20 protein-coding genes and 1 pseudogene are annotated in these 17,884 nt (G+C 65.0%); 18 read left to right on the forward strand and 3 right to left on the reverse strand.

Annotated elements, in window-relative coordinates; all coding sequences use genetic code 11:
• The 4 genes and pseudogenes from IL54_RS25575 to IL54_RS20925 all read left to right on the forward strand — a co-directional run.
• A pseudogene (locus IL54_RS25575) lies at positions 1 to 210 on the forward strand (hypothetical protein); the annotation flags it as partial.
• A complete protein-coding gene (locus tag IL54_RS20915; RefSeq protein WP_037480121.1) occupies positions 207 to 638 on the forward strand; it encodes a DUF2958 domain-containing protein in 432 nt (143 codons plus the stop codon). The pseudogene IL54_RS25575 and the gene IL54_RS20915, both read left to right, overlap by 4 nt.
• An 84-nt stretch (positions 639 to 722) precedes the next feature.
• Positions 723 to 2,564 (forward strand): ParB/RepB/Spo0J family partition protein, encoded by a 1,842-nt coding sequence (locus tag IL54_RS20920; RefSeq protein ID WP_037480124.1) that lies wholly within the window; start codon positions 723 to 725, stop codon positions 2,562 to 2,564.
• A gap of 119 nt (positions 2,565 to 2,683) precedes the next feature.
• Positions 2,684 to 3,127, forward strand: coding sequence for a hypothetical protein (locus IL54_RS20925; RefSeq protein ID WP_037480684.1), 444 nt, complete (start codon positions 2,684 to 2,686; stop codon positions 3,125 to 3,127).
• A 408-nt stretch (positions 3,128 to 3,535) separates the two neighbouring features.
• On the opposite strand, the gene IL54_RS20930 is transcribed toward IL54_RS20925, so the two are convergent.
• Entirely contained in the window at positions 3,536 to 4,009 is a 474-nt protein-coding gene (locus IL54_RS20930; protein ID WP_052027825.1) for a thermonuclease family protein, read from the reverse strand.
• 392 nt (positions 4,010 to 4,401) lie between these two features.
• Between IL54_RS20930 and IL54_RS20935 the strand changes: the two genes are divergently transcribed.
• Positions 4,402 to 4,722 carry a DUF736 domain-containing protein gene (locus IL54_RS20935; protein ID WP_037480127.1) on the forward strand — a complete coding sequence of 107 codons (321 nt, stop codon included), beginning with the start codon at positions 4,402 to 4,404 and terminating at the stop codon, positions 4,720 to 4,722.
• 411 nt (positions 4,723 to 5,133) lie between these two features.
• Positions 5,134 to 5,490: a hypothetical protein gene (locus tag IL54_RS20940; protein ID WP_052027826.1), complete on the forward strand. Its 357-nt coding sequence runs from the start codon at positions 5,134 to 5,136 to the stop codon at positions 5,488 to 5,490.
• Between the two features lie 319 nt (positions 5,491 to 5,809).
• Here the strand turns inward: IL54_RS20940 and IL54_RS20945 are convergent, their stop codons facing one another.
• Entirely contained in the window at positions 5,810 to 7,303 is a 1,494-nt protein-coding gene (locus tag IL54_RS20945) for a hypothetical protein (RefSeq protein WP_037480129.1), read from the reverse strand.
• Positions 7,304 to 7,414: 111 nt separating this feature from the next.
• Positions 7,415 to 7,825: a hypothetical protein gene (locus IL54_RS20950; protein ID WP_156106331.1), complete on the reverse strand. Its 411-nt coding sequence runs from the start codon at positions 7,823 to 7,825 to the stop codon at positions 7,415 to 7,417.
• Between the two features lie 721 nt (positions 7,826 to 8,546).
• Here IL54_RS20950 and IL54_RS20955 point away from each other — a divergent pair.
• From IL54_RS20955 to IL54_RS21005, 12 genes are all read left to right on the forward strand, one after another.
• Entirely contained in the window at positions 8,547 to 8,843 is a 297-nt protein-coding gene (locus tag IL54_RS20955) for a DUF736 domain-containing protein (RefSeq protein ID WP_037480691.1), read from the forward strand.
• A gap of 157 nt (positions 8,844 to 9,000) precedes the next feature.
• Entirely contained in the window at positions 9,001 to 9,165 is a 165-nt protein-coding gene (locus tag IL54_RS25985; protein WP_443211486.1) for a transcriptional regulator domain-containing protein, read from the forward strand.
• Positions 9,166 to 9,226: 61 nt separating this feature from the next.
• Positions 9,227 to 9,718 (forward strand): DUF2285 domain-containing protein, encoded by a 492-nt coding sequence (locus tag IL54_RS22410; protein ID WP_052027827.1) that lies wholly within the window; start codon positions 9,227 to 9,229, stop codon positions 9,716 to 9,718.
• A gap of 223 nt (positions 9,719 to 9,941) precedes the next feature.
• A complete protein-coding gene (locus IL54_RS20965; protein ID WP_037480698.1) occupies positions 9,942 to 10,211 on the forward strand; it encodes a helix-turn-helix transcriptional regulator in 270 nt (89 codons plus the stop codon).
• A 1-nt stretch (position 10,212) separates the two neighbouring features.
• Entirely contained in the window at positions 10,213 to 11,091 is an 879-nt protein-coding gene (locus IL54_RS20970; RefSeq protein WP_037480132.1) for a replication initiator protein A, read from the forward strand.
• A gap of 259 nt (positions 11,092 to 11,350) precedes the next feature.
• Positions 11,351 to 11,989, forward strand: a complete 639-nt coding sequence (gene parA, locus IL54_RS20975; RefSeq protein WP_037480135.1) for a ParA family partition ATPase — start codon at positions 11,351 to 11,353, stop codon at positions 11,987 to 11,989.
• A complete protein-coding gene (locus tag IL54_RS20980) occupies positions 11,986 to 12,258 on the forward strand; it encodes a hypothetical protein (RefSeq protein WP_052027828.1) in 273 nt (90 codons plus the stop codon). The genes parA and IL54_RS20980 overlap by 4 nt, the downstream gene beginning before the upstream one ends.
• Entirely contained in the window at positions 12,258 to 12,761 is a 504-nt protein-coding gene (locus IL54_RS20985) for a DUF2840 domain-containing protein (RefSeq protein ID WP_076605611.1), read from the forward strand. The genes IL54_RS20980 and IL54_RS20985 overlap by 1 nt, the downstream gene beginning before the upstream one ends.
• On the forward strand, positions 12,758 to 13,303 hold the full coding sequence (locus IL54_RS20990) for a S26 family signal peptidase (protein WP_037480138.1): 546 nt from the start codon (positions 12,758 to 12,760) through the stop codon (positions 13,301 to 13,303). The genes IL54_RS20985 and IL54_RS20990 overlap by 4 nt, the downstream gene beginning before the upstream one ends.
• Positions 13,300 to 14,019, forward strand: coding sequence for a lytic transglycosylase domain-containing protein (locus IL54_RS20995; protein ID WP_037480140.1), 720 nt, complete (start codon positions 13,300 to 13,302; stop codon positions 14,017 to 14,019). Before IL54_RS20990 ends, IL54_RS20995 begins: the two co-directional genes overlap by 4 nt.
• A gap of 178 nt (positions 14,020 to 14,197) precedes the next feature.
• Positions 14,198 to 16,009 (forward strand): relaxase/mobilization nuclease domain-containing protein, encoded by a 1,812-nt coding sequence (locus IL54_RS21000; protein WP_037480701.1) that lies wholly within the window; start codon positions 14,198 to 14,200, stop codon positions 16,007 to 16,009.
• Positions 16,010 to 16,037: 28 nt separating this feature from the next.
• On the forward strand, positions 16,038 to 17,884 hold a 1,847-nt coding region (locus IL54_RS21005), incomplete at its 3' end, for a conjugal transfer protein TraG (RefSeq protein WP_081913194.1).

Here is a 17,884-nt window from a genome sequence, read left to right on the forward strand (position 1 = left end):
GTGTTGCGCGAGGATAATCGCGCCATCTTCCGCGCGGCAGGCGCGGCCAGCAAGGCGGCGGAATGGCTCCTGTCGCGCCATCGCGCGGCAGCCCAAGACCTCGACATTGCAATCGACATGATGGCCGTGGACGCGGATGAGGATGAAGACGAAGACGGGGCTGTGGTCCCGGCGCAGACTTGCGCCGCGCTGCAACGGAGGGCGGCATGATCCTCCTGACCCCAGACCTTCGCTACGCCCTGCGCGCCAATGCCATAAGCAGCGCCGCCGCGCAGGCGCAGGAGATGCGCTTCGACCCTGTCCCGGTCGTCAAATTCTTCAATCCGCTGGGCGCTGGCACATGGCTGGCGACCGAACTCTATGGCGATAACGACACTCTGTTTGGGCTGGCCGATCTTGGTTTCGGCTGCCCGGAAATGGGCGTCTTCTCGCTGATGGAAGTCCAGAATGTCCGCCTGCCCTACGGGATGCGGATCGAGCGGGACGAGGGCTTCTATAGCCACCATCCTCTGACCTGCTGGGCCGATACCGCGCGCCGTGCCGGGTCGATCATCCAAGCCGAACAGCTTTTGATCCGCGCCAAGACCGGCGTGGCTCCCGACCTTCCGACCGATCCCACCCACGGGACGGCAGGATGACGCGCGGCGCGTAACGCCGCTTTGCCTAAGCCGGTCCGCCAACATTCGAAGATCAACGGACCGGCACTCACAAGGAGTGACACCATGAAACTCGATTTTATCCCGTTGAGCAAGCTGTCCATCAGCAAGACCAATATGCGCTTCGCCAAGACGGCCCCCGATGTGTCGGATATCCTGCCAACCGTGCGCAGGCGCGGCGTGATCCAGCCAATCATCGTGCGCCCCAATTGTGCGCCTGACGCTTATGAGATCGTGGCGGGAAGCCGTCGCTTCCATGCCGCGCTGATCGTCGCGGAAGAGAAGCGCGCCATGGGCGACGCCGACAGCGAAGTCGCCGCGATCCCCTGCGCCATCCTTGAGGATGGCGACGACGCCGATGCGGTCGAAGCCTCGATGATCGAGAATATGGCGCGGCGTGATGCCGACGAGGTAACGCAATGGGAAAGCTTCACCCGGCTGGTGAAGGAAGGCCGCAAGCTGGGCGACATCGCCGATACTTTCGGACTGCCCGAACTCACAGTGCGGCGGGTGCTGGCGCTCGGCAATCTCCTGCCCCGCATCCGCCAGATGTACGCCAGGGACGATATCGACCGGGCAACCGTCCGCCACCTCACCCTCGCGTCGAAAAGCCAGCAAAAGGCATGGCTGGCGCTGGTGGACGACGAGGATGCCTATGCGCCCACCGGCTCCCAGTTGAAGGGCTGGCTGTTTGGCGGCCAGTCGGTTGGCACCCGTCATGCCCTGTTCGATATCGAGGCAAGCGGCCTTGTCACCATTGCCGACTTGTTCGGCGACGACCGCTATTTCGCCGATACCGATGCTTTCTGGGACGCGCAGAATGCCGCCATCGAGGCCCGGCGCGAGGACTATCTGGACGAGGGATGGAATGATGTCGTGATCCTGTCTCCCAACGACCATTTCTCGGTCTGGGAACATGTGAAATCCAGCAAGCGCAAGGGCGGGCGCATCTATGTCGAGGTGCGCGCAACCGGCGAAGTCACGTTCCATGAAGGCTATCTGACCCGCAAGGAGGCCGAGCGCATGGCCAAGGGTGATCCCGGCGGTACGGGCATGAAGGTCGCGCGTCCCGAAGTCACCTCCACCATGGCGACCTATATCGACCTCCATCGCCATGCCGCCGTGCGCGCGGCGCTGACCGGCTTTCCCGCCGTAGCGCTGCGGCTGATGGTCGCCCATGCCATTGTCGGATCGCATCTGTGGAGGGTGCAGGCCGAACCCCAGAGCTGCCGCAACGATTACTTAGCCGAAAGCCTCGAAAATGCGCCGGGCGAGGCGGATTTCGACCAGATGCGGCGCATGGCGCTTGGGCTGCTCGGCTTTGGCGCGGAGGAACCCACGCTGATCGGCAACAATGGCGATGAATATGGCGTCGTCGGCGTCTTTCTGGCCTTGCTCGATCTCGATGACGCGCAGGTGATGGACGTCATCGCCATCGTCATGGGCGAGAGCCTCGCCAGCGGCAGCGCCGCCGTCGATGCGGTCGGCCTGCATATCGGCGTCGACATGGCCGACTATTGGCAGGCGGACGAGGCGTTCTTCGAGCTGCTGCGCGACCGCGAGATATTGGGGCGTCTCGTGGCGGACGTGACCGATCCCGCCGTCGCCGCCGCCAATGGGCAGGAAAAGGGCAAGACCTTGAAGGCCATCATTCGCGATGCGCTCGACGGCACCAATGGCCGCGAAAAGAAGGACCGCTGGGTGCCGCGCTGGATGCAGTTCCCGCCCGCTGCCTATTCGGAGAGAGGCGGCGTCGGACCGGTCGATGCCCATGCCAAGGTCGTCGCCGCCATGGCGATCCATGACGCCCCCCAACCCGATCCGACCATGCCTGATCCGGGGGCCCCCGGCAGCATCTGCCCGCTGCCCGACGAGACGGAGGAAGGGACGCAGCGTCTTGCTGCCTGATTGTCTCCTGCGGGCGGCGGTTAGCCGCCGCCCGCTCTTTCTTCGCCACCTTGGATTTCATCGAAAATCGGGTGCGCCGCCCCCGTTCCGGCGACGGCGCGCCTTTTGGGAGTTTCATCATGGTCGATCGTGTTTCGCTTTCCATCACCATCGGCGGCGACCTCGCTGCCGCCCTGCGCGACGATCTGGTCGCACGCATCCAGAGCGAGGGTCTGGCCCTCGACTATGACGGTGAGGATTTCAGGGCACAGGACTTCCCCGCCGATGGTCCGCTGTCGCTCTATGCCCATGAAGTGGCATGGGGACAGGCCGACGAACTGGAAGGCTTCTGCGTGGAGCAGGGGCTGCCCTTCGCGCGCTGGTCGGGCGGCTGCGCCGCGCAGTTCGGCCCGGAACGCGCCATCTTCACGGGAACGGGGGAGGTCAGGCTGTTCGCCGCCGACGAAGACGATATGGTAGTCATCGACCTGCATCGGGCCGAACAGCTCGGCAGCTACGAGGCGATCATCGCCCATTTCGTCGCAGGCGACCCTGCCGTGCCGCCGCTGCGCTTCCTGCCGTGAAAAATCGGCCGCGCCCCCGACCCGCCAGGCGGGCCGGGGCGCGGACTTCTGTACGTCGTTCCGCGCCGGAACCAGCGCTTACGGTCGAGATGGATAGTGCGAAAATTGCCGTGATCGGCTATGATGATTGCATTAGCTTTGGGCTGCTGTCGGTTCGATTCCGTTACTTCTTGTGTGTGCGGTTCTGCTCCTGCTGTTCCTTCTTCTCAACTCCGTGCCCGATCAGGGGCCAGATGCAGAAGGGACACACGGCATGAACATAAAATAGCCTCGTCGGCTCTGCCTTCAACGGCATCAGCCTTGGTTTTATCGGTAGCGCAGCCTGCACAATCAGCCCCCCGCGCGCGGAAATGCCGGGGGGCTTTTTCTTCGCTCTCTCAGTGGAGCGGTTGGACACGGACCCGGCCGTCAGTCCAGCTGGCACCAATCAGGCTTGGCCTTGCCGCGCGGCCACCATCGCGCATCCCCCGACTCGACAAGGCGGGTGGCAAGATCATGCCCGCCATGTCGCACGGTCGCGACCGTGCGATTATAGCTGCGGCCGACCCGCGTGAAGCGGATCGATCGTCCCGCGATCATCGTCGTCAGGCGCGCCTTGGCGGCCTCGCCCCTGCGGCGCTCGGCCGGACAGCGGGCGCGCTGCGCCTGCGTCTCCGGGGCGTCGATCCCCGCGATGCGGATACGGTCGCCGCTCGTCAGGCGGAAGGTGTCGCCATCGGTGACAGTGCGCACGGTCCCGGTCGCAACACGCGCGTCGGGCACCCTGGCCAGGGTGGCGGGCGCGGCGGTGGCAGCGAGCGCCAGCAGGACAAGGCGCGCGCGACAGTGCCAGGGCGGATTGGCGCGCGAGGCGAGCGCCAGGAGAAAAGGGACGATGGGCATGGCCCGCGCTTGGCCCAGCGGACGGCGCCTGTCGAGCCCGGCCGTCGAGCGAGGCGCGGCTCGATTCCCGCCCTGGTCTTCGCCATTCCAGGCGCAATGGAAAGCGTACCGGTCGGCATGATATTCCAGGGTCGCAACCCCTTGCAGCCCTTTGCCGGTTGAAGTGCGTTGACCTGGCAGCGTCTCGGGTGCCCCGCAAAACCATCGGTCCGCTCCAATTTCCCCGCCGTTCCGGCTCCTCGCGGGCGCTTCGCTCCAAATTGAAGACAGCCCTCCGGTCCTCCGCTTGATCGCTGCGGCCTTTCAGGTTCGGGGGTGCCCAGCGCGCCGCCTGACGGTCCGCACGCCCGGCGGATCGGCCGCAAGGGCATCACGACACAAGGAGATTACACATGCCAGCCATCGGTTACGTTCAGCGCCTGGAAAATGGCGGTTTCAAGGGCGTCCTCAAGACCCTCGCGGTCCGCGCCGAGATCGAGATCATTCCCAACCGGGGCAAGACCGGCGACCAGCCCGACTATCGTATCCTCTCGGGCGGCTCGGAACTGGGCGGCGGCTGGATCCGCACCGGCGAGGTCTCGGGCCGCGAATATATCCGCGTCGCCATGGCTGCCCCCGAACTGGGCGCCCGCACCATCTACGCCAATCTCGGCCGCTCCGCCGGCCAGGACGACGAGGACAGCTACGCCCTCATCTGGAACCCCGGCGACTGACGACAGACCGCCCCGCGCCCATCCGGCGCGGGGCGCAGCCTCCTCCTGGAGATCCGATCGGCCGACGCGCAGGCGTCCGGCCGATCGGCATGGTTGGCGTCTGTCGCGCGGGCACGACGATTGGGTCCGCGCGCGACGAAAGGAAGGACAGGTCTTCGGAAGCGCCATCTCTGCTGGCGGCTCATCATTGAAGAAAAGGGTAGTGGCATGTCGAGACCCTCCCATCGTGACGGGCGGCGGCGCGGCTTTCAAGGCTCGCAGGCCCCCCCCAATTTGGCTGCACCAAATCGGCTCCCCCTAGCGCCCGCTTGCGCGGCGCCGGCTTGCGCGCGGCGGCCCTGACAGCCTTCCGGCGCCCGTCCCTCCCTGTCAGTCCCCGATCTTGGGGACGCAAGCACAGGAGATTTTCCCATGAGCATCGTTCAGCCCATTGCCCTTGCTTCGGATCGCGTGATGACGGCCCTGATCGCAGGGCTTGAACTGGAATTTGGCCGTGGCGCAGGCGAAGCGCTGGCGTCCCGCTTCATGGAAGCCGAAGATGTCGATATCCACTGGGATGCCCGCAACGAAGAGCGCTGGATCGGCGCTTACGGGAGCCAGGAGGGCGACGTCGAACTCGACCGGATCGCGGCGACGGGCTTCCTGGACGGGCGCTGGTTCGTCGCACTCTTCATCGTGGATGGCGATGGCAATGCCCACGGTATGCTGAGCTGCCGGACATGTGCATCTGCCGATGCAGCGGCCCTGGCCTTCGCGCAGGCGCGATGAGGCCAGCCGCACCGGGGCGCCTGGCGGCGCCCCGGTTTACGCATTGGCGCGGATACGGAAAAGCGTATCCGCGCCAATGCGTAAATGACCCATATTCGTAGTTACTGATGGCCTTAACGTCGCAACGTCGCATCTGGCTGATGAAGACCAGTCGCACAGGCCGAATGTCCCACCTTCTGGCAAGAACGTGTTTTCGGCCACGAGGCACGCCCAACTCAGTGCGCGTCTGAGGCTGATTGGCGCGCGGGCACGAACGAACGCACCATTGCGCCGATCGAAACCTGCCGACGGCGCATCGCCCGACCCGGCGGCCTGTCAGTCAGGCGCCTTCCTCTCTGAAGCGAAGACCCTCAGCCAGAAGCCAGCGGAACTGGGCCAGCCCGTCGGGATCCGGCTCGGGCAATTGCGCGCTCCATCGCTCGAACAGAAGATCGAAGACGATGTCCTTGTCGTTGGGATAGTCCAAATGGGCATGCACGAGGCGAGCGCGATAGCGGCGCGCCTCGCTGCGATGCCTGCGAAATTCCTCTACGCCGGCTTCCCAGTCGCGATTGGCGTCCACTGCCGCCCGGATGGCATCCTGATCGAGCATGTGCGCGCGATGCGGTGCCGGGCAGCCCATGAGACTGCGAAGATCGTCAGGCTTAAGCGCGGCGTCCCCGGCCGACGGCACGATCGTCTTCGCCTCGGTCAGGATGCTGCGACAGTCATGGCAAATGAGGATGCTATCCTCGTGCGAAATAACGAACGGCCCATCATGCGATCGCTGCCGGCGACGACGATTCTCGGCATCGTGTTCCTCGGCATAGATCGAAAATTCCTGGATGCCGACGGTCCATGTGCCCTTTTTCGACGCGCGCACGATCTCGAACTTGTTTCGCGCGCAGATGGGACAGGTCCATTCGTCCCCCGCGCGCATCCATGGTCCCGGATGCGACTTTGCTCGATGAACTGCCTCGAAGTCCGCAAACGTCGGTACTACAATGGCGCGTTCGCGACTTCGTCTGCCGGAACTTGCCTTGCCGTCGGCCGCCCGCGAACGCGCCAGGAGGGTTTGCGACAGGCTCAGCGCCGACGAGCGGGAGTCGGCGGCGCGGACCGCAATGTCGTAGATGATGTCGGGGTCGCGCCGTTGCCTCAGACCAGAGGGCAAGCGATGATTCTCACGGTCGTGCAGCCCTTGGGCAATGCGTTCTGCCATCATCCGGGCAAAAGCGAGGCGGCCATGGAAATCGTCCCGCACCCCCTCCCAGACGAGGCGAGCCTTATCGACATCGAAATCGTGGCTGCGATTGGGCCCGGGGGCTATGAACGAGCCGATCTCCAGTGGCGAGAAGCTAAAATCGGGGTGCATCGCGCTGCCAATCTGCAATTTGGCCGCGCCATCGACCTGATTGCAATCGCAGCAGATAATGGTTCTCGAGAAGCGTTCGCTCAAATCCATCACGGCCAGGCGGGCGGCGGAAATGCGCGCCCGTTGCTCATGGCTGACCTTTTCCCGGTCGACCTTGAGCAGCTTTTCGACATGGTCGCGCAAGTGATCGTGGTGCTCGTCCAACTGACACAATATTATGTTCTGCGGCGTCTTGCGCACGATGGCGGACTTTGCCCTGCTACATGCGGGACATGTCCAGCCCTGATGGGTCAAAGCCCAGTTTTCGTTCAGGTGCAGACTTTGGGTACCGAATCGCTTGAGGAGCGCCTTCGTCTGACCGCTCCACCGGCCGTCCAGGAACATCGCGGCGGGATGTCGCTCAATGGCATCGTCTTCCATCACCGCGAAATCGGGAATCTCGAGCCGTATCGATACCATCAACTGTTTGCCTGTTCCTGATATGATCCAGTTATCGCAAGAGCGGCTGGCTACGACAAGGTCTCTCCTCTAGGAACTGCCTCCTTATTTCGGAGCGTTTCGCGTTTCCGCTCACCCCTGCACGCCGCCCGGCCGATAGGGCCGCACAGCCTCGATGAGGCTCTCCCTGAGCTTTCGACTGGCTATGCCTACATTCTTCCACTGCTCGACGGTCACTTCAAAAGTGAGGAGACGCAGGTCGTTCTCGCGCACTGCCGCCGACTTGTTTTCTGCCGCAACCCTGATCATTCCCATCGCCCGTTGCATGCGCTCCTGCATCGGCGCCTCAAGCCTATCGAGCACCCCGAGAAGGTCGGGAAAATAGACCGCACACAGGGCACGTATCCGATCGAATGTCGGCAGCCCGTCCTCTCCCAGATCCTCGCGGGCGGCGACGGCACGTGTCGTCGCCAGAAATTGCGCGCCCATCTGCTGCTCAAGCCCAGCTATCGCCTCGAAAATCTCCTCGGCCTTGTCGCGCATGACGGCCGCGTTCGCACGCCGCTCCTCATGTGCGCGGGCTTCCCGCTGGCCTCTGGGCACCAGATATGACCCTGCAAGGCCAAAACCCCCCGCTGCCACAGTATTCAGCAACAGAACCCAAGCCGGCACGTCTGCCATAAATTCCCCCCCGACTGACGCCCGCTATTCGGGCACCGCGCAATCGTAGATGTTTCACCCGCGACGCCAAGGCGCTTAACGCAATTTCGGGGCGGATACCGATCGAGGCCCGATCGCTGCAGCGGTGACGTCTCCCCTGATTGGAAAAATGACCATCGGCCGCAAGTGCCGATAACGAGATGGTTGCAGCCGGATCGTCAAATTCCCTGCAGTGCTGCCATTCCGAAGTCGACACTATCCCGGACCGCGTGTCCCGTTCACCTGCGATGCCGAGATATGGCTGGCTGGATTCAGCCTGGATGATTGCATGTCGTTTCCCTCCCTTTCCGAGCACTCCAGCACGGCCTTCGTTCGAGGGGCAATTGATCGCGGACGGCAATAGCCCGAACGGCTTGGTCGCAACCAGACCGGCACCGCTAATTTCCGCCGTCGGCAAGCCGACTTTGCATCGCGAAGCAAATTAGCGGTGCCGGTCTGGCCCTCCGCTTTGCTGCGGCCTTCCAGGTGCGCACCCGTTCACCGCGATCCCTCCATGCCCATCGAGGCCGCGATTGGCGCGGGTTCGAAGACAGGAGTAGACATCATGGCAATCATCGGCACTTTCACCAAGGCCGCAGACGGTTTCGCCGGCACGATCAAGACGTTGACCCTCAACGTCAAGACGACAATCCGCCCCAGCACCAAGGATAGCGATAAGGCTCCCGACTTCCGCATTTATGCCGGAACGGCTGATTTCGGTGCCGCCTGGGCCAAGCTTTCCGCAGCCGGTTCGGACTATCTGAGCTGCAAGATCGACGATCCCAGCTTCCCGGCGCCGATCTATGCCAGCCTGGTGGCGGCCGACGACGGCGAAAGCTTCTCTCTCATCTGGTCCCGCTGACGCGGCAGGCCCGCACCCCACATAACGGGGTGCGGGTTGAAGCCGTCCCTGCGCAAGCGCTGGGACATCTACCGTGAGAAGGATAACGCTCTCCCGACCAAAGGACTTCCGCCAACGCTCTGCGCTGCCAGCCTTCTCGCGAAAGGAGCGAGACGCGATGGCGACAGGCGCGGCGACGGCAGGATGGGATTACTGCGACTATGCGCAAGCATTCCTGTCATATTCGCCGGCCTACCGAGCGGGCTACGCTACCATTGCCGCGCTGGACCGACAGGCAAAGGAGGACTTTGCCCGGTCGTGGGGCCTTCGCTTTCCCCTTTGATCCCGACATACCGCCCGAGAGGCGACCCGCCTTGTGGGATCCAGCGGTAGCCGCTTGCGTCGTGATCATCGACCCAGGGCCTGATTTTCCGGTTCCGCATGCGCTGCCTGGCCTCCAGCAGCTTCAGCAAGCCGAGGACGGCACCCATGCCGTCCTGTTTGCAGGCGGACGCACGATCCGCCTGTGGCTGCGCGGCCCGCAGCGCGAACCACGCACGGCGTTCCATCTGCTGGACGACCCGCTGTTCGATGAGCGACTGCGCGCCACCAGCCACGCCCGCCTCTGGCTTAGGGGAACAGGCGGATCGGCCACGCCGCAAAGCGATCTGTCGCCCTTCCAGGCCGCGCGCTTCGACCTGATGCTCCGCCTGCTCGACGCGCATGTCGACGGCGCGACGCTGCGGGAGTTGGCATATCTGGCCTATCCGGCGATGCCGGACCTGTCGGCCACTCTATGGAAGGCCTCGAGCGAGCGCCGCGGCACCCATCGCTTGCTCACCCAAGCCCTGCGCCTTCGCGATGGCGACTATCGTGACCTGCTCCGGGCGGGCTGAACAGGCTTATCCCTCGCCAATAGCACGCCACGCCGCCCACCCGGACAAGCCCCATGGGCAGGCCTTCGCGCCATGCCTTCAGGACAGGCCCAGATCACAAGCAAGGGGGTGACAATTTTCGCCCGCGCTTTTGCCACTCCGTTCGAGCCTCCACTGTTCGCCATTCTCGCCAGCGACACCCCAGGGCCGGCCAGCCATGCCAGCCCCGACGCTGGAGACCGATATGGAACGCGACTTTGCGGTCGTCACGCCGCGCTATCTGCGGACCCCCGACGCTGCCTTGCATCTGGGCCTTTCGCCCCGCACGCTGGAAAAGCATCGCTGCTTTGGCACCGGCCCCGTCTTTCGTAAGCTGGGCGGACGCATCGTCTATGCGCTGGTCGATCTCGAAGCCTGGGCCGAAATCGGTACCCGGCGCTCGACCTCCGATCCGGGACGCGGCACCGTGCATCCTGCCAAGCGGATCGACCCCGGCGCGCCGGTGCGGCGCTAGCATGATGCCCGCTTCGCCCGACCGGGCGCAGGACCGGCAACTCGACCTGTTTCGCGCGGTCCGCGGCGACATCGCGCCGCGCGACGCACAGGACCTCATGTCCTGGCCCTTTTTCAGTCTCGCCAAGTCCAAGCGCATCGCTCCCATCCATTTCAGGATGGGCGATGTCACGATCGCGGTGGAAGCCACCCATGAGCATGGCATGGCCACGATCTGGGACGCCGATATCCTCATCTGGGCCGCCAGCCAGATCGTCGAGGCCCGCGATAGGGGACGCCCGACCTCCCGGCTGATGACGACCAAGCCGCACGAATTGCTCAGTTTCATCGGCCGGGGCACCGGCGGCGACCATTATGACCGCTTGAAGGCCGCGCTCGACCGCTTGCAATCGACCACCGTCGCGACCTCGATCCGGCAAGCGCATCAACGCCGCCGCCATCGCTTCTCCTGGATCAACGAATGGAAGGAGCGGCTTGACGAAACCGGTCGGCCGCTCGGCATCGAGATGATCCTGCCCGACTGGTTTTATGCGGGCGTCCTCGATTCCGGGCTGATCCTCACTATCGACCGCGCCTATTTCACACTGACCGGCGGCATGGAGCGCTGGCTCTACCGCCTGGTCCGCAAGCATGGCGGACGGCAGGTCAATGGCTGGAGCTTCGAGGTGGGCCATCTGCACCTCAAGTCCGGCATGCTCATCCCAGCCAAGCGGTTCGCCTTCAAACTGCGCGCCATCGTCCAGGCCCAGTCTCTGCCCGGCTATGTGCTGGCACTCCAGACGATCGCCGACAAGGAGATGCTGAACTTCCGTCCGCTGCCGGACGATCCCTTCGATCTGGCCCTGCGCCGGGTGCGCCATGGCCGGGGGCCAAAGCGATGAAAAAACTCGGCCTATCGGGAACCGCCAGACTCGGCCTATCGGGAACCGAAAACTCGGCCTATCAGGAACCGATTTCGTGCGCAAAGCCGCAGAAATGCACGGATTTTTGGCCCCTTAACAATGCTAATAGAGAATCCTACGGATTCTTTCTAACCTGGGCTGCGCCCGCGGGCGCGGATGCGACGCGCAAATCGCTGCGTGCGGCGCGGCGCAGGACGGCGACCAAGCCGAGCGCCTCAGGCGGAACGAGGCGGCGGCCATGATCGTCGCCCTGCTCAATCAGAAGGGCGGCGTCGGCAAAACGACGCTCGCCCTCCATCTTGCCGGACAGTGGGCACGCGCGGGCAAACGCGTCTGCCTGATCGATGCCGATCCGCAGGGTTCGGCGCTGGACTGGTCGGAACAACGCGCCCAGTCGGGCCTGCCCCGTCTGTTCGGCGTCATCGGCCTTTCCCGCGAGACGCTGCACCTGGAGGCACGGGTGCAGGCTGCCAGCGTGGATCATGTCGTCATCGATGGCCCGCCGCGTGTCGCCGGGCTGATGCGCGCGGCGCTGATCGCCGCCGACCTGGCGCTCATCCCGGTGCAGCCTTCGGCACTCGACGGCTGGGCTTCGGCCGAGATCGTCGCGCTCGTGCGCGAGGCCCGCAGCTTCCACCCCGCGCTCGAAGCCCGCTTTGTCCTCAACCGCTGCGATCCTCGCACGCGGATCGCCCGCAGCACGCGAGCGGGGCTTGCCGACCAGCAGCCTTCGCTGCTCGGCCCCGGCATTGCCCAGCGCATCCTCTTCGCCGAGGTGATGGCGCAAGGCCGTCTGGTGTTCGAAAGCGACCCCGACGGCCCCGCTGCGCGTGAGATCGCGGCCCTCACGTCCGCAATCGGGACTTTGGCCCCATGAAGAAGGCGACGACAGAGGCGGGCACAGTGACGGACACCGTGGCGGGCTTCGCGACCCGGCCCGGCGCCGCCGAGCGCTGGATCCGCCAAGCTGCACCCAGCGCATCCGACGCCGCCACTTTGTTCAGCGCCCGGCTCACCATCGATGTGACGCCCGCCATGCGCCAGCGCCTCAAGCTCGTAGCGGTCACCCGCGGCACCACCGTCGCCGACCTTATGCGCGCGCTCATAGACGCGCATTTTCCTGCAAATTCCGAGGAGCCGACATGATGGGCCACGCCCCAGGATACGCGCGCGACGCGCGCTATGCCGACAGTCAGACCCATATCGAACTGATCTGGATCGAAGGTCGGCTCGAACATTGGCTGCGCTTCGGGCTGCATATCTGCGAACATATCGTCAGTCGCCGCACGCGCGTTTTGAGCTTTCCACCCAATGCGCTGTTCGCGCTCATTCGCTGGGCGGCCAACGATCATGGCACTGTCAAATCGCGCATCGACATCGTGCGCACGGTATGGCCGGGTGAAGCTTATACGACTCTCCCATTCGTGCGGCCAGGCGGTGAAATCCTGCTCAGCATCGAAGGTTGGCCGAAGGTCGAAAAGGTGCTGGGCGCGATCGATCGGGTCGAAGCGGCGGGGGTAGATCCGACCCGCGCCGCGCCCGATCACTGGCGCCATGTCCACAGCCGCGTTGCGGCGGGCATGGATCCGCGCGCCTATACGGCTGCACGGCATCACGCGTTCGAACTGCGCCAAGGTCTCGATCTATGACCCGGTCGGGCTATGTTTTCATCACTGTCGTCGCGGCGCAGGTGACGGTGGTGCTGGCCTGCTTCGATCCGGCACCGCGCCTGATATGGAACGCGACGGCCAGCGCCCCGATCGGCCTCTATGCGGTGTCGCCGGGTGCCTCGCCCCGCATCGGGGACATGGCGCTGGTGATGCCCGACGCGCGTCTGGCCCATTGGCTGGCCCAGCGTCATGCCCTTCCGCTTGGCGTGCCGCTCATCAAACATATCGCGGCGACCGCAGGGCAGACGGTCTGCCGTTCGGGCGTATCCATCACGATCGATCACAGGCCCGTCGCCAGGGCACGCACCTACGATCGCGCAGGCCGTCCCTTACCCGTCTGGTCGGGATGTCGCAGACTTGGGTCCGGCGAGATCATGCTCCTCAACCCGACAGTCGGGGACAGTCTCGACGGGCGCTATTTCGGACCGCTGTCGACGAAAGGCGTGATCGGCACCGTGCGGCCGATGCTGACGCGCGCGAACAGTGGCGCGCCCTTTGTCTGGCACGGGTGGAAGCCATGATGGCGCGGCTTCAGGGCAATATGGCTGTCATCCTCGCGACCCTGATCGTGCCACAGCTGTGCATCGGATCTGCAGCGATCGCGCAGACCGAGGGACCGGTCGGCGCAACGTCGATAGCCCAGACCTATGCTATGCCCGTTGCAGAAGCGGCGCAGCAATTTGCTATTCCGGCGCACTGGATCCGGGCAGTGATGGACCAGGAGAGTGGCGGCAAGCCGCGCGCTCTCTCCCGCGCCGGTGCCATGGGCCTCATGCAGATCATGCCCGCGACATGGGCCATGCTGGCCGCGCGCCATCGCCTCGGCTCTGACCCCTATGAACCGCGCGCCAATATCATGGCGGGTGCAGCCTATCTGCGCGAAATGCATGATCGCTACGGCATAGCGGGAATGCTGGCGGCCTATAACGCAGGCCCTGGCCGCTACGAAGCCTATGTGCGTTTTGGTAGGCCGCTGCCCGCTGAAACGCGCGCCTATCTCGCGCGATTGCTGCCGATCATGGAGACAGGAACGCCAAGGGCAACGGGCGTCCCGCCTGTTCCGCCGCGACCTCTTTGGACGGAAGCCGCGCTCTTTCCAAAGCGGGCGGTGGCGTCGGCGCTGGGTGCATACCCAGCGCCATCCGAGCCCCAGGACCGGACCGACGATGCCGGGCATCGGCGCGACGCCACCACCGCTTCTTCGCTTTTCGTAGCGCGAACCGGAGCAAGGCCATGAGGGGTTTTTGGGGATGGCGAGATAAAAGGCACGCCGTCGGCCTGGACTCATGTGGTTGGTTTTGGGGCTTTTCCAGCGGCGGCACTGCAATTGCCGCGACGGCGCTCGGAGCGATTTCTGCCATGTTTTCAAAGCATCTGGCGCTGGCAAGGGTCATTTCGAGCGGGAATTCTGCATCATGAACCGGGACGAGCAGGGCTTCGACGTCCGGCCCGGCCGGGCACGCGATCGTGGTGCCGGCCAGGGGCGACGCGCCGTATCGCTGGCCACTCAGGTCCGGCGCGCAGCGGCCAAGGCCGGGCATATGCGACTGCCCAGAGCGCGTCGGTCGGGCGGCACAGGCACGATCGGGCGGGGCAGGCTGGCCGCAGCATCCGTTCGCTTCCGTGCCGACGGGCGGAAGGTCGTCATCAAGGCCCGGATCGTGCGCCACAAGGGCGCCCGCTTCCGGGCCGCGCCGCTCGCCCGGCATATCGCCTATCTCGCCCGCGACGGCGTCACCCGCGACGGACAGGATGCCCGGCTGTTCGACCAGCGAACGGATGGTGTGGAGGCGGCGGATTTCGCACGGCGCTGCGAGGACGATCGCCACCATTTCCGCTTCATCGTGTCCCCCCAGGATGGGGCAGACATGGAGGACCTGCGCGGCTTCGCCCGCGAACTCATGGCCGACATGGCGCGCGATCTCGACACTGCGCTCGACTGGGTCGGCGTCGATCACTGGAACACCGACAATCCCCATGTCCATATCCTGCTGCGCGGGCGCGCCGATGACGGGTCCGACCTCGTCATCGATCGCGACTATATCAGCGAAGGCATGCGCGCTCGTGCCGAGGCGCGGGCGACGCTGGAACTGGGGCCGCGCACCAGCCAGGAGATTGCCCGGACGCTTGCCCGCGAGGTCGATGCCGAGCGCTGGACGTCGCTCGACCAGAGACTGCAGCGGCTGGCCGCCCGCAATATGGGGATCGTCGATCTGCGGCCTGGGCACGCGGGTTCCGAACCGAGGCAGGGCCATCATCCGGGTCTGGTTCCGGGGCCGAATCGGGCGTCAGGATATGGTACCCCCGACAGCCAGTTACTGCTGGGACGCGCGGCCAGGCTGGAACGGATGGCTCTGGCCGAACCCATTGCGCCAGCGATGTGGACATTGCGACCCGACCTTGAGGAGAGCCTGCGCGAACTCGGCATGCGCACCGACATCATCAAGACGATGCACCGGGCGATGCGCGAAAACGGACGCCGCCCCGACCTCGCGACCTTCACCCTGCACGATGGCACGCCCACAGATCCGGTCATCGGCAGACTCGCCGCCCGCGGCCTTGATGACGAACTGACCGGAACCGCCTTTGCGATCGTCGAAGGGGTGGACGGGCGCACCCATCATCTGCGATTCGAGGATCTCGAGATGACCGGCGATACGCCGATCGGCGGCATCGTCGAGCTGCGCAGCTGGACGGGCCGCGACGGGCGCGCCCGCATGTCGCTCGCAACACGCTCCGACATGCCGCTCCACGCCCAGGTCGATGCGCTGGGTGCGACCTGGATCGACCGGCAGCTTGTGGCCGACGAACCCCTGACCATGGCCAATGGCTTTGGCCGAGAAGTCCGCGATGCTCTTGACGCCCGGCGCGAGAAGCTGGTCGCGCTTGGCGTGGCGACCCGGCGCGGCGGACGGCTAATCCTGCCTTCGGGCATGATCGCCAGCCTTCGCGCGTCCGAGTTGCAGGATGCCGCCACGCGGATCGCACAGGCGACCGGGCTTGCCCACCAGCCCTCAGCGCCCGGCGAGATCGTGAGCGGCCAATATCGCGAGCGCGTCACCCTCGCATCAGGCCGCTTCGCGATGATCGACGACGGCCTCGGTTTCCAGCTCGTGCCCTGGCGTCCGGCGCTCGACCGCCAGCTTGGCAGCCAGGTGCTGGGCACGATGAGCCCAGGCGGACGGATCGACTGGTCGCAGGGCCGCAGTCGCGGGCTCGGCCTGTGACTTTCATCAATGACAAGGAGGTAAGACAATGTCGGGCGCACGCATACTCTGGGGTCAGTTGCTGCTCGTCGGCCTGGTCGTGCTGATCGCCATCTGGGGCGCAACCCAGTGGACCGCGGCCAGCCTTGGCTATCAGTCGGCGCTAGGGCCACCCTGGTTCATGATCGGCGACCATCCCATCTATCTGCCGCCCGCCTTCTTCTGGTGGTGGTTCAGCTATGACGCCTATGCGCCCCATGTCTTCGAGCGCGGGGCCTATGTCGCCGCCTCGGGCGGGTTCGCGGCGATCGCGGTGGCGGTCTGCATGTCCGTCTGGCGCGCACGCGAGGCCCGTACCGCGGAAACCTATGGATCGGCCCGCTGGGCCCTGCCTGCCGATATCGTGCAAGCTGGCCTGCTGAAGGATGAAGGCGTCGTGCTTGGTCGGCATGGTTCAGACTATCTGCGCCATGACGGCCCGGAGCATGTCCTGTGTTTCGCGCCGACCCGCAGTGGCAAGGGCGTTGGCCTTGTCGTGCCCACATTGCTGACCTGGCCGGGCAGCTGTGTCATTCACGATATCAAGGGCGAGAATTGGCAGATATCATCGGGCTTTCGCGCACGCCATGGCCGCGTGCTGCTGTTCGATCCGACCAGCAGTGCGTCGGCCGCCTATAATCCGCTGCTTGAAGTGCGGCGCGGGCAGTGGGAGGTGCGCGACGTCCAGAATGTCGCCGACGTGCTGGTCGATCCCGAAGGCTCGCTCGAACGCCGCAACCATTGGGAGAAGACCAGCCATGCGCTGCTGGTCGGCGCAATCCTCCACGTCCTCTACGCCGAGCCTGACAAGACGCTGGCCGGGGTCGCCGCCTTCCTGTCCGACCCAAGGCGCACAATCGATAACACGTTGCGCGCGATGATGACGACGCCGCATCTGGGCGAGGCAGGCGTGCATCCGGTCGTCGCCAGCGCCGCGCGCGAACTGCTGAACAAGAGCGAGAATGAACGGTCCGGCGTGCTCTCGACCGCCATGTCGTTCCTGGGCCTGTATCGCGATCCTGTGGTCGCCCATGTCACCCGGCAATGCGACTGGCGCATCGCCGACCTAGTCGATGGCTCGCAGGCGATGAGCCTCTATCTGGTGGTGCCGCCTTCCGACATCAGTCGGACGAAACCTCTCATCCGCCTCATCCTCAACCAGATCGGTCGCCGCCTGACCGAGGAATTGAAACCCGATGCCAGGCGCCACCGGGTCCTGCTGATGCTTGACGAATTTCCGGCACTGGGGCGACTCGATTTCTTCGAGAGCGCGCTCGCCTTCATGGCGGGCTATGGCCTCAAGGCCTTCCTGATCGCCCAGAGCCTCAACCAGATCGAGAAGGCCTATGGCCCCAACAACGCGATCCTCGACAATTGCCATGTGCGCGTCGCCTTCGCGACCAATGACGAGCGGACCGCCAAGCGTATTTCCGATAGCCTTGGGACAGCGACCGAAATGCGCGCGATGAAAAATTATGCCGGCCATCGCCTCTCGCCATGGCTTGGGCATCTGATGGTCTCGCGCACCGAAACGCCGCGCCCTCTCCTGACACCGGGCGAGGTCATGCAACTACCGCCGAACGAAGAAATCGTCATGGTATCGGGAATGCCGCCGCTGCGCGCCACCAAGGCCCGCTATTTCGAGGACAGACGCTTCACGGCCCGGCTGCTACCGCCGCCGCAGGCTGCGGCGCTTGGTGACGGCAAGCCGCCGTTCGACGACTGGAGCGACCGCGCTACCATCGCGGTCCCTATAGCAAAGCCTGTTTCCCCTATGCCCCCACCGGCAGAACCGCCGGAGGCTGATCCGCGAGCCATAAACGCAGGCGGATCGGGCGAGGCCTGTCGCGCCGATCG

This window comes from Sphingobium sp. ba1 (assembly GCF_000743655.1).
Taxonomy (GTDB): Bacteria; Pseudomonadota; Alphaproteobacteria; order Sphingomonadales; family Sphingomonadaceae; genus Sphingobium.